The organism is Haloarcula salina (genome assembly GCF_049603855.1).
GTDB lineage: Archaea > Halobacteriota > Halobacteria > Halobacteriales > Haloarculaceae > Haloarcula > Haloarcula salina_A.
This window is the reverse complement of record NZ_CP187146.1, coordinates 486,483-497,888: the sequence shown is the minus strand read 5'-3', so window position 1 is coordinate 497,888 and position 11,406 is coordinate 486,483. Positions and strand designations below refer to the sequence as shown.

12 protein-coding genes and 1 tRNA gene are annotated in these 11,406 nt (G+C 67.1%); 10 read left to right on the top strand and 3 right to left on the bottom strand.

Annotation, left to right across the window (positions count from 1 at the left end):
- Positions 1-83 precede the first annotated feature (83 nt).
- Positions 84-680, bottom strand: a complete 597-nt coding sequence (trmY, locus tag ACOZ4I_RS02505) for a tRNA (pseudouridine(54)-N(1))-methyltransferase TrmY (RefSeq protein WP_424002698.1) — start codon at positions 678-680, stop codon at positions 84-86.
- Positions 681-837: 157 nt separating this feature from the next.
- Here trmY and ACOZ4I_RS02500 point away from each other — a divergent pair, with 157 nt between their 5' ends.
- On the top strand, positions 838-993 hold the full coding sequence (locus tag ACOZ4I_RS02500; protein WP_424002696.1) for a hypothetical protein: 156 nt from the start codon (positions 838-840) through the stop codon (positions 991-993).
- A gap of 163 nt (positions 994-1,156) precedes the next feature.
- Here the strand turns inward: ACOZ4I_RS02500 and ACOZ4I_RS02495 are convergent.
- Positions 1,157-1,229, bottom strand: a tRNA-Pro gene (locus ACOZ4I_RS02495).
- A 97-nt stretch (positions 1,230-1,326) separates the two neighbouring features.
- Here ACOZ4I_RS02495 and ACOZ4I_RS02490 point away from each other — a divergent pair.
- From ACOZ4I_RS02490 to ACOZ4I_RS02460, 7 genes are all read left to right on the top strand, one after another.
- Positions 1,327-1,788, top strand: coding sequence for a GDP-mannose mannosyl hydrolase (locus tag ACOZ4I_RS02490; RefSeq protein ID WP_424002694.1), 462 nt, complete (start codon positions 1,327-1,329; stop codon positions 1,786-1,788).
- A gap of 113 nt (positions 1,789-1,901) precedes the next feature.
- On the top strand, positions 1,902-3,074 hold the full coding sequence (locus ACOZ4I_RS02485) for an NAD-dependent epimerase/dehydratase family protein (protein ID WP_424002692.1): 1,173 nt from the start codon (positions 1,902-1,904) through the stop codon (positions 3,072-3,074).
- A 3-nt stretch (positions 3,075-3,077) separates the two neighbouring features.
- Positions 3,078-4,013: an NAD-dependent epimerase/dehydratase family protein gene (locus tag ACOZ4I_RS02480; protein WP_424002690.1), complete on the top strand. Its 936-nt coding sequence runs from the start codon at positions 3,078-3,080 to the stop codon at positions 4,011-4,013.
- Positions 4,006-4,992 carry an NAD-dependent epimerase/dehydratase family protein gene (locus ACOZ4I_RS02475; RefSeq protein WP_424002688.1) on the top strand — a complete coding sequence of 329 codons (987 nt, stop codon included), beginning with the start codon at positions 4,006-4,008 and terminating at the stop codon, positions 4,990-4,992. Before ACOZ4I_RS02480 ends, ACOZ4I_RS02475 begins: the two co-directional genes overlap by 8 nt.
- A gap of 77 nt (positions 4,993-5,069) precedes the next feature.
- The gene (locus tag ACOZ4I_RS02470) at positions 5,070-7,472 is read left to right on the top strand and encodes an STT3 domain-containing protein (RefSeq protein WP_424002686.1); all 2,403 of its coding nucleotides are present in this window, start codon (positions 5,070-5,072) and stop codon (positions 7,470-7,472) included.
- Positions 7,469-7,942, top strand: a complete 474-nt coding sequence (locus tag ACOZ4I_RS02465; RefSeq protein ID WP_424002684.1) for a hypothetical protein — start codon at positions 7,469-7,471, stop codon at positions 7,940-7,942. Before ACOZ4I_RS02470 ends, ACOZ4I_RS02465 begins: the two co-directional genes overlap by 4 nt.
- Complete coding sequence (locus ACOZ4I_RS02460; RefSeq protein ID WP_424002682.1) at positions 7,935-8,429, top strand: hypothetical protein; 495 nt, start codon at positions 7,935-7,937, stop codon at positions 8,427-8,429. The genes ACOZ4I_RS02465 and ACOZ4I_RS02460 overlap by 8 nt, the downstream gene beginning before the upstream one ends.
- Positions 8,430-8,432: 3 nt before the next feature.
- On the opposite strand, the gene aglM is transcribed toward ACOZ4I_RS02460, so the two are convergent.
- Positions 8,433-9,737 carry a UDP-glucose 6-dehydrogenase AglM gene (gene aglM, locus ACOZ4I_RS02455; protein WP_424002680.1) on the bottom strand — a complete coding sequence of 435 codons (1,305 nt, stop codon included), beginning with the start codon at positions 9,735-9,737 and terminating at the stop codon, positions 8,433-8,435.
- Between the two features lie 87 nt (positions 9,738-9,824).
- Between aglM and aglF the strand changes: the two genes are divergently transcribed.
- Positions 9,825-10,580: a UTP--glucose-1-phosphate uridylyltransferase AglF gene (gene aglF, locus ACOZ4I_RS02450; RefSeq protein WP_424002678.1), complete on the top strand. Its 756-nt coding sequence runs from the start codon at positions 9,825-9,827 to the stop codon at positions 10,578-10,580.
- Positions 10,581-10,585: 5 nt separating this feature from the next.
- Positions 10,586-11,404 carry an SWIM zinc finger family protein gene (locus ACOZ4I_RS02445; protein ID WP_424002676.1) on the top strand — a complete coding sequence of 273 codons (819 nt, stop codon included), beginning with the start codon at positions 10,586-10,588 and terminating at the stop codon, positions 11,402-11,404.
- Positions 11,405-11,406: the final 2 nt, after the last annotated feature.

Sequence of the window (11,406 nt, the reverse complement as noted above, 5' to 3'; positions counted from 1 at the left end):
GATTCGTTCATACTCCACCCAGCGAATCGTTCGGCAAAACCCTTCTGGCAGCCGCCGGCTCGGTCGCGCGACGCGCTGGCCGGTCAGTACCGCTCGAACCCCTCGGTGTCGAGGTAGTTGTGCGCGACCGTGATGGCGTGGTCGGCGTGGAGTCGCTCGGGCCCGAGCGAGACGCGCTGCTCGGCGTGGTCGGCGAGCAGGTCGGCCTCCGCCTCGCGGAAGTCGCCGTGGTCCGAGAGGACGAACACGGGGTCGCTCGGCGGCTCGACGTCGACCACCGGGTCGCCGTCCTCGTGGAGCTGGACCACGGTCCCGCGCCGTGCGACGGCTTCGAGCGTCCCCTCGAAGCCCCGTCGAGTCAGTGACACGCCGGGGGAAGTCTCGACCGGGATGTGTCCGATGGCCTCCTCTCGCTCGCCGAGCGCGTTCCGGATCAGCGCGGCCGTCGACCGCTCGTCCGGATTTAGCCGGCGGAGGTCGCTCCCCTCGAACGTAACCGTGTACTCGTCGCCCAGGACGGCGTGGACGCGGACGTCTTCGCGGATCGCGTGGCTCAGGAAGAACGCGCTGGTGACGCACCGACAGAGCACGTCAAGCCGACCGGCCCCGCCGGCGAGGTCGTCGAGCGAGAACTCCGGCGTCGTCGGCGCGTCGTGGCCGATGATGACGAACTGACGCATACCGGTGAGAGCGGTGTCTGGAATATACGTGCATCGACAGCGGCCCGGGTACGGGTCGACGGTCGGGGCGCCGCCGCTCGCGCTCCGCACAGTGGACCCGAGCGACGTGGCCAACTGAAGGGACAGACGGATACCCACCTGTGGCATACGCCGGCCGATGGCCGACGACGGTACCAACCGACTGGGTGACGGCGACGCCACCTACTGCGACGAGTGTGAGTCGCCCTATCGCGAAATTCAGCGGCTTCCGGGCCGTATGGGCCTCTGTCCGACGTGCTTCGAGGCGGCCCTCGGTGGCGGGCGAAGCGACTGAGTGGACGACTGACGCGACCGGAAAGAGGCCTCTGAACCGCTCCCCTGCTCGACCGACCGTCACCCACTTTTTCAGGGCCAGCCGCGCTGTACCGTGGCTCCCCGGACCCAGGCGGTCTCGGGCGGACGCACCGCTGTGCTGGTCGTGGCGATTTGGTGGAAAATGGGCCGGCGCGAATTCGAATCGCGGTTACGGCCACCCGAAGGCCGAAGGATACCAGGCTACCCCACCGGCCCGTGCGATAGCAACAGAACAGATGGCGCGGTTAGTTTTAACGGTTGCGAAACGGCCGGAAGCGGAGCGGTTTCCCGTGGGCCCGCCGAGACACCGCTCATGAGGGTCCACGACGAGTTCATCCCGCCGGAGACGTTCGCGACCTGCCTCGACAACATGCCACAGCCCTGCGTCGACCTCGTGGTCGAGTACGAGGGCGGCATCCTGCTGACGCGGCGGCAGAAAGAGCCCGCGAAAGGCGAGTGGTTCTGGCCGGGTAGTCGCCTGTTCAAGGGCGAGCGACTGACGGACGCGGCGCACCGAATCGCGCGCGAGGAACTGGGTCTCGACCCCGTCTCGGTGGAACAGCTCGGCGTCAGCGAACACTTCTGGGAGGCGTCGGCCGTCGACGGCGTCGACACTCGCCATACGATTCCGATCGTCTATCGGGTCGAACCCGAGGGCGAGCAGTCCGTCACGCTGGACGAGCAACACGACGCGACGCAGGTCGTCACGGCCCCGCCGGAAGGGGCGAACCGGTACGTCACGGAGTACTTCGAGCGGTTCGACATCGGCGAGTAACGGGCGGAAACATCGGTTTTAAGTAGAAATCCGAGTCACAACGCCGAGAAACCTCACAGCCCGTTGACCAGAAGATTGATTATACACCGCAGTTACTCACTATTTGAGTAACTATGACGATCCTCATCACAGGCGGCGACGGCTACGTCGGGTGGCCGGCCGCGCTACGCATCGCTGATCGGACGGACGACCGCGTGCTGCTCGTCGACAACTTCGCGCGCCGGGAGTGGGTCGAGGAAGTCGGCGCGACGAGCGCGACGCCGGTCGCGAGCATCGACGCGCGTCTGGAGGCGGCCCGCGAGGTCCACGGTCTGACGAACCTCTCGTTCGTCGAGGGCGACCTCGTCGAGAAGTCCTTCGTCGACGAACTGCTGTCGGTCCACGAGCCCGACGTGATCGTACACACCGCAGCCCAGCCCTCCGCGCCGTACTCCCAGATCAACGGCGAGCGGGCCAACTACACCCAGCACAACAACCTCCAGGCGACGCGGAACCTCCTGTGGGGCCTCGAAGAGCACGACCTCACGGACACCCACTTCGTCGAGACGACGACGACCGGCGTCTACGGCGCGCCGGAGTTCCCCATCCCCGAGGGCGGCGCGACGATGGAGAACCAGGGCGAGCGCGACGACGTGCCGTTCCCGGCGATGGCCGGGAGCTGGTACCACCTCACGAAGTCCCACGACGCGGCCAATATGCGGCTGGCCCACAAGCAGTTCGACATTCCGATCTCGGACGTTCGCACGGCCATCGTCTACGGGACCGAGACCGAGGAGACCCGCGCGGACGACCGCCTCAAGACCCGCTTCGACTTCGACTACTACTTCGGGACCGTCACGCACCGCTTCTGTGCGCAGGCGGTCGCGGGCTACCCGGTCACCGTCTACGGCAAGGGCGAGCAGCGCAAGCCGTTCATCTCGCTCGAAGACACCGTCGAGGGGCTGGCCGAAGTCGCGCTGGCCGACCCCGGCGACCGACCGGACGGGCTGACGGTCTACAACCAGGTCACGCGGGCCATCAGCATCGTCGAGATCGCGGAGACCATCGCCGAGGTCGGCAGCGAGTTCGACCTGGATGTCGCCGTCGAGCACTTCGAGAACCCCCGCGACGAGGACGAGACCCACAAGATGGAGATCGAGAACGACCGCTACGCGGACCTTATCGGCGCGCAGTCCCAGTCCTTCGAGGACGGCGTCCACGACATCTTCGAGACGCTGACGCGGTACGCCGACACCATCGAGGCCCACGAGGACCGCTTCCTGCCGGGCGTTCTCAGCGAGGACTGAGCCGTGGACGTCCTGGTCACCGGTGCCTGTGGCTACATCGGCAGCGCGCTGGTCCCGCTGTTGCGCGCGGACGACCGCGTCGATAGCGTCGTGGTCTTCGACGACCTCTCGACCGGGTCCCCGCGCGCGCTGCTCGGGACGCTCGGCGACGGCCTCGAGTTCCGGCGAGGCGACGTGTGCGAGTACGGCGACGTGGAGAGCGCGATGCGCGGCGTCGACCGCGTCATCCACCTCGCGGCCATCACGGGCGCGTCGAGCACTCACGACCGCCGCGAGGAGACGTTCGCCATCAACTACGACGGGACGGAGAACGTACTGACCGCGGCGGGCAAACTCGGCGTCGACCACGTCGTCTTCGCCTCCTCGTGTAACGTCTACGGTCGCGCGACCAGCACCGACATCGACGAGACGGTCGATCCGGACCCGATCAACCCCTACGCGGAGACGAAACTCCAGTCGGAGACGCTCCTGTCCGAGTACTGCGAGGAGTTCGACATGACCGGGACGGCGCTCCGGATGGCCACCAACTTCGGCCACGCGCCGGGCGTCCGCTTCAACCTCGTCGTGAACTACTTCGTCTTCCGCGCGCTGACCGGCCGGCCGCTGACGGTGTACGGCGACGGGTCCAACTGGCGGCCGTTCATCCACGTCCGCGACGCCGCCCGCGCCTACGCCGAGGCGGTCTGCGACCCCGACGCGTGGGACGAACCCGTCTACAACGTCGGCTCGGCGGCCGGGAACTACCAGATCGCGGACGTCGCCGAAGTCGTCGCCGACGAGGTCGCGCCGGTCGACGTGACCTACCTCGAAGACGAACACCCCGGGCCGTCCTACCACGTCAGCTTCGACCGCCTGCAAGACACCGGATTCGAGACCGAGTGGACGCTCCGCGAGGGCGTCCGCGACCTCGCAGACAAATTCACCACAGCCAATGACTGAGACCCACGACTCCCCGCACGTCGCCGTCACCGGCGCGGCGGGCTACATCGGCAGCCGCGTCGTCTCCGAGCTACAGCAGGCCCACCCCGACTGGGAGCTCACCGCCTTCGACAACTTCTATCGCGGAACGGTCCAGTCCATCGGCGACGTGGACGTCGACCACGTCGACATACGGAACCGCGACCGACTCGAAGCGGCGCTGTCAGGCGCTGACGTGGTGATGCACCTGGCCGCCATCTCCGGCGTCGACGACTGCGAGGAGAAGCAGGACCTGGCCTACGAGGTGAACGTTCGGGGGACAGAAAACGTCGCCTGGTTCTGTCGCAAGACCGACGCGGCGATGATCTTCCCGTTCTCGATGGCGGTCATCGGCGACCCGACGGAGTTCCCCATCACGGTCGAGCACCCGCGCGACCCGCTGAACTGGTACGGGCGGACGAAACTGCTCAACGAGCGCGCCATCGAGGAGTACGCCGACGGCGCGTTCCCGGCCCACCAGTTCATGATCTCGAACCTCTACGGCGGCCACGAGATCGAGGGCCAGACGGTCTCGAAGGGGACCGTCATCAACTTCTTCGTGCGCCGCGCGCTCGCCGGCGAGACGCTGACGGTCTACGAGCCCGGCACCCAGTCGCGGAATTTCATCCACGTCAAGGACGTGGCCCGCGCCTACGTCGACAGCTGCGAGCGCCTGGTGGAGCAACTGGACGCGGGCGAGACAGGCGTCGAGAAGTACGAGATCGCGAGCGACGAGGACCCGAGCGTCCACACCGTGGCCGAACTGGTCAGGGACGTCGCCGCCGAGGTGGCCGACATCGACGCTGACGTCGAACTCGTGGAGAACCCCCGTGGCGACGACGAGACGCTCGTCGACTCCTTCCCCGTCGACACCAGCCGCGCGGCTGACGTGCTCGGCTGGGAAGCGGTCCACGACGTGGAGTCGGCCGTGCGAGACGCGTTCGCCGAGGAAGCGCGGTAGCCCCGTCGCGAGACCGACTCCGCGGCGGCGGTCGCGCTCTCGATGGATTTATTCTCCCGTCCGGAATGAGTGGGACCATGAGCGACAAGCCCGGGGCGCTGGAGACGCTCGAGGACCGCCCCGAGCTCGAATCCGCCGTGCGGGAGATTCTCCCCGTCGACGACGAACAGGACAGCTGGACGTTCGACGACGTGCCGGTCGACTCCGGGCGATTCGGCGAACTCGTCTCGGCGGGCATCGTCGAGAAGGCTGACGGCCAGTACCGGCTGGCCGACCCCGAGGCCGTCCGGGCCGTCCTCGACGGCGACGTGTCGGCCGACGCCGTCAAAGCGGACCGCGACGGCGAATCGGTCCTCGACGGCGTCAGCCTCGAGATCGACGCGCGCGCCGCGGCCCTGTTCGCGGGGGCGCTGGCCGTCGTCGCCCTCGCCCGCACGTACGTCGTCGGGTCGATCTATCGCGGCGGCGACATCGTGCTGTCGGGGAACGACCCGTACTACTACCGGTACCACGTCGAGCAAGTCGCCGCTGAGGCGAGCCACGCCGCCGACGTGGGCGCGCTGTCGGTTCTCCCGGAGGGGCTGACGAAGGGCGAGCCACTCATGGTCGCGACGCTCTGGTGGGTCGCCAGCCTGTTCGGCGGCAGCGAGGCCGCGATCGGCCACGTCCTCGCGTGGTACCCCGTCGTCTCCGCGCTCGTCTCCGCGGCCCTCCTCTACCTGCTCGCGCTCCGGGTGACGAACGACCGCCGGGTCGGGCTCGCTGCCGTCCTCTTTCTGGCGTTTATCCCGGGCCACGCGTTCCGAACGAGCCTCGGGTTCGCCGACCACCACGCCTTCGACTACCCGTGGCTGGGCCTCACTGCGCTCTCGCTCGCGGTAATACTCACCGCGACTGCCGACCGAGACGCGCTTCGCGATCCCCTGCCGTGGCTCGGCGCGGGCGCGCTCGGCGTGGGCGTCGCCGGCCAGGTCCTGGCCTGGGAGGCGGGGCCGCTCCTGCTCCTCCCCATCGGGCTCGCCGTCGCGGGACAGACGCTGCTCGATGTCGACGCTGGGCGGTCGTCGCTACTCACGAACAGCCCGGTGCTCGCGGGCGTCGGCCTCGGGGCGGGGCTAACCGGCGTTGTTCACCTCACTGCCGACTGGCAGACGACGCTCGTCGCCATCGCACCGGCGCTGCTCGCTGGTGGAATCGTGGTTGCGGTCGCGGCCGAGGAACTTCTGCGGCGGGTGGACGGAACCGCCAGACAGCTGGCGGCGGTTGACATCGTCGCCGGCGTTCTCGCGATCGCGGCGTTCCGGTTCGGCTTTCCCGAACAGTGGGCGGCGTTCGGCGATCGGTTGGGCACGCTGCTTCGATCCGGCGGCGTCGCGGAGACGTACGGGTTGTTCAGCACCGACGCGTTCGGCTTCCTGTTCCTGCTCGGGCTGACGCTCCCGCTGGCGCTCCCCGCGATGGGGCGGGGGCTCAAGCTGGCTCGCGACGGACACCGGGGCTGGCTCGTCGTCGGGAGCTACGGCTGGCTCCTGTTCGGCCTGGCCGTACTACAGGTTCGCTTCGTCGGCGAACTGGCGGTGTTCCTCGCGTTGTTCGCCGGCTACACGTTCGTCTGGGCCGCGTCGTGGGTCGACATCGCCCGGCCGGTGACCGACGGGGCCGCCGACCGACTGGACGTTCGTGTCCCCGACGCGAGGACCGTCGGATCGCTGGTCGTGTTGTTCCTGCTGTTCGGGTCGCTCGGGCTTGTCCAGGTTCCGGTCAAGACAAGTCAGGTGACCATCAGCGACGGCGCGTACGGCGCGGCGAGCGCAATGGAGGACGACGCCACGGAGCGCCAGCTCGACTACCCGGAGAACTACGTCCTCAGTCGGTGGGGTCGGAACCGCATGTACAACTACTTCGTCAACGGCGAGTCAGAGAGCTACGGGTACGCCGAGGTGAACTACGGCCAGTTCCTCTCCTCGCGGTCGCCGAGAGACGCTTACAACAGCGTAATCGACGGTGACGTGGGCTACGTCGTCCTGGACGACCTCGACGTCGGCGATCGAACAACGATGTACAGCCGGCTCTACGAGTCCTACGGAAGCCGGCGCGGAAACGTCTCCGGGCTGGAACACTACCAGGCGCTCTACGTCAGCGATTCGGGACGACACAGGGCGTTCGCAGTCGTCCCGGGGGCGACGATACGGGGAACGGCCGCGCCGAACGCCACGGTCACGGTGGCGACGACCCGGACCGTCTCGGGGACGTCGTTCGAGTACGTTCGGCAGGTCGAGGCCAACGCCACCGGAACGTTCGCCGTGACCGTCGCCAACCCCGGTACGTACGCCGTAACCACGTCTGACTCGGGCGAGCGAGGGAGCGTCGACGTGTCGCAGACGGCAGTCTACGAGGGAGGTACTGTCGATATCGTCGAGAGCGCGCAGCGGCGTGGTGCGAAGCGACCAGCGGAGACGACCGCGGAGGCGAACCCGTGAAGGCGAGGTATCGCGCGCTCGTCGCGCTCGTCCTGCTCGCCGGTCTCGGCGGACTCACGGTCCACGCGGACGTAACCGAGGACGACCGGTGGCCCTACCCGGGTCCCGAAGCCCTCGAATCGGACTACGACCGGTACGTCGGCCAGGAAACGTTCGTCACCGGGTCCGTCGCTACGGTCGACGGGACAGAGATGGTGGTCGAAGCCGACACCCCGAGTTCCGTGCTCCGCCTCCGCGTCACCGGCGTCGCCGCGCCGGTCGAACCGGGCGGGGTCGTCCAGGTGTACGGCACTATCAGGCCAGAACGGACCATCGCCGCCGAGCGCGTCGAAGTCGTGAACAGCAGTTTCGGGGCGGAACTGTACAAGTACGGCTCGTCGGCCGTCGGCGCACTCGGCTTTCTGGTACTCTTCTTCCGGTACTGGCGCGTCGACCGAACGACCTGGACGCTGGAGGCGAGAGATGGCTGACCTGCTCACCCACCTCCTAGTGCCGTACGTGTGCCTCACAGTCGCGGGCTGGCGTGTCGACTGGCTCGACCGGCGGTGGGTCGTCGTCGGGATGGGCGGCGCCGCCGTCCCCGACCTGGTCAAGCTGAATATCGTTCTCGACTCCAACGCCGTCGAAGCCGCGCTCGGGATCCCGTTCTCGTACGCACCGGTGTCGTCGCTCGGCGGCGTCCTGCTGGTCGCCGGCGTGATTACGCTGGCGTTCGACCGCCGACACTGGCCGCGCGTGTTCGGCCTCGTGACGTTCGGCGGACTCACCTCGCTCGTCCTCGACGGATTGCGAGTGTACGCCGACGGACGAGCGAGCGCGTATCTCTACCCGCTCACGAACTGGCGGCCGCCGACGCCGAGCCTGTATGTCTCCTCGGACCCGCGGGTGCTCGTCGTCGCGGTCGTCGTCGCCGGAGCAGTGGCGGTCCTCGACCGCCGACGCCGAACCGGCGACTGACGCTTACCAGGTCAGTCCCTCGTACGTGATGCCGTCGCGTCGTTCGACGACGCGGCGGCCGTCGGCGACCACCGGCTCTGCCATCTCGTCGAACTCGGCGTCGAGCGCCGCGAACTCGTCCCAGTCGGTGACGACGACCGCGCCGGAGGCGCCCTCGAGTGCCGCCGCGGCAGAGTCGGCGTACTCGATGTCGGGGTAGCGCTCGCGCATGTTCTCGGTCGCGACGGGGTCGTACGCGACGATTTCGGCACCTCGCTCGCGAAGCCCCTCGATGACCGGGACGGCCCGCGTGTTCCGGATGTCGTCCGTCCCGGGCTTGAACGCGAGTCCGAGGACGGCGACGCGCTTCCCGGTCACGTCGACGTGGTCGTCGAGCAGCGAGAGCAGGCGCTCGGGCTGGGCGTCGTTCAGTTCGACGGCCGCCGAGAGGACCGCTGGGTCGTATCCCAGATCGCGCGCCGCGGCGATGATGGCGTCGGTGTCCTTCGGGAAGCAACTGCCGCCCCAGCCGACGCCGCTGCGGAGGAACCGCTCGCCGATACGGTCGTCGAGGCCGATGGCGTCGGCCACCTCGTAGGCGTCGACGCCGAGTTCCTTGCAGATGTTCCCGATGTCGTTGATGAGACTGACCTTGGCCGCGAGGAACGTGTTGTTCGCGTACTTGATCATCTCCGCCTCCGGAATGCCCGTCTCGACGACGGGCACGTCGCCGTCGGCGGCCTCCCGAAGCGGTTCGTAAAGTTCGTGTAGGAGCGCCGTCGCGCGCTCGTCGTCCGTTCCGAAGACGAGCTTGTCCGGGTTCAGGAAGTCCTCGACGGCGGTCCCCTCGCGCTGGAACTCGGGATTTGAGGCGACGAGGAAGTCCTCGCCGCGCTCCAGTCCGGCCGCCGCGATGCGGGCGGCCAGTCGGTCTTCGGTCGTGTTCGGGACGACCGTCGACTTGGTGACGACGAGGTGGGGGCCGTCGCCGTCGTCACCGCCGGCCAGCGCCTCGCCGACCGACGCCGCCCCGGCCTCCATGAACTGCAGGTCGATGCTGCCATCGTCGTTCGACGGCGTCGGGAGCGCGAGCATCGTCAGGTCCGTCTCCCGAATCACGTCGTAGTCCGTCGTCGCCCGCAGGCGCTCGCCGCCGTGTTCGGCGACCAGTTCGTCGAGTCCCGGTTCGTGGATCGGCGCGTCCCCGTCGTTGATAGCGTCGACGATATCCTCGTCGATGTCTACCGTCGTTACCTCGTGTCCGAGGTCGGCGAGACAGGCCGCGACAGTCGTGCCGACATATCCGCTGCCGACGATGCTGACGTTCATCGGGCAGGGGTAGTCGATGGGCGGATATTATAATTCGGGTCCTATATTCGACAAGAGTTTTACCGGCCGGCGGACGAGTGGACTGATATGAAAGCTGTCGTGCTCGCAGCCGGCGAGGGAACGCGTCTCCGCCCCCTGACCGAGGACAAGCCCAAAGGGATGGTAGAGGTCGCAGGCAAGCCGATCTTGACCCACTGTTTCGAGCAGTTGATCGAACTAGGCGCAGACGAACTCCTGGTAGTCGTCGGCTACAAGAAGCAAGTCATCATCAACCACTACGAAGACGAGTTCGAGGGCGTGCCGATCACTTACACGCACCAGCGCGAGCAGAACGGACTCGCCCACGCGCTGCTGACCGTCGAAGAGCACGTTGACGACGACTTCATGCTGATGCTCGGCGACAACATCTTCGAGGCGAACCTCCAGGACGTGGTCAACCGTCAGCAGGAGGACCGCGCCGACGCCGCCTTCCTCGTCGAGGAGGTCCCGTGGGACGAGGCGAGTCGCTACGGCGTCTGTGACACCAACAAGTACGGCGAGATCACCGAAGTAGTCGAGAAGCCCGAGGACCCGCCGTCGAACCTCGTGATGACCGGCTTCTACACGTTCACGCCGGCCATCTTCCACGCCTGCCACCTCGTCCAGCCCTCGAACCGCGGCGAGTACGAGATCAGCGACGCCATCGACCTCCTCCTCCAGTCGGGGCGGACCATCGACGCCATCCGGATGGACGGCTGGCGAAACGACATCGGCTATCCCGAAGACCGCGACGAAGCCGAACGGCGATTGCAGGGCGAGGTCGATCCTGAGATGGCCGCAGAGAACATCACTGCGAGCGAGTGAGTGGCGTGCCTGTCGTGTCAATTATGTCGATTGACAGGCACCAGATACGTGAGCGTTGTACGGAGGCGGTTTTCGAGCGCGGAGAGAACTACCGGTCGGAGGGTCGCATCAGCCGTGTCCACCGCTTTGGCGGCTGTATAGCTGCCGACGTTCAGGGCTCACGATCATATGACGTGGCAGTCGACTTTTCGACGACGCCGTTCGAAGCCACGTGTACGTGCCCCTACGACGGCCCGGGGACGTGCAAACACGTCGTCGCGGTCCTGCTGGAAGTCGCCGACGCGCCACCGGACGACGAGCAGGCAGAGATTGAGAGCATCCTCGACACCGTGACTCGGGATGCACTACAGTCGTTCCTTCTCGACGAGCTTGCGCGGAACCCACAGCTCCGAGACCGCTTCCGCGCCCGTTTTGATAATGACAGCCGTTCGGTCGACGAATACCGAGACGAAATCGAACAGTTGTTCGACAATCACACTGCTGAGTATCCCGTCGTAACAGAGGCAATCGATTTCTCACACTTCTTCGAGCAAGCCCAGCAGTACCTCGCGCGCGACCGCTACCGTGAAGCAGCGACCGTCTATCGGGCACTCGCTGAGGAGATTGAGCACAACGAAGACCGAATCGACGCCGCATACGACCACTACGCACAGACCTTCCGGCGAGCGCTGGACGGCTATGTCGAGTGTGTACGAACAGCCGACCTCTCCGACGAAGCGTATCAGGATGCTCTCTCGGCGCTCGCAGAGCGTGCCGGTGACGCTATCGGCCCCTATGCCGAGCAGTATCGGGAGGCACTTGAGAGGCTAGAGGAAGACAGGTGACC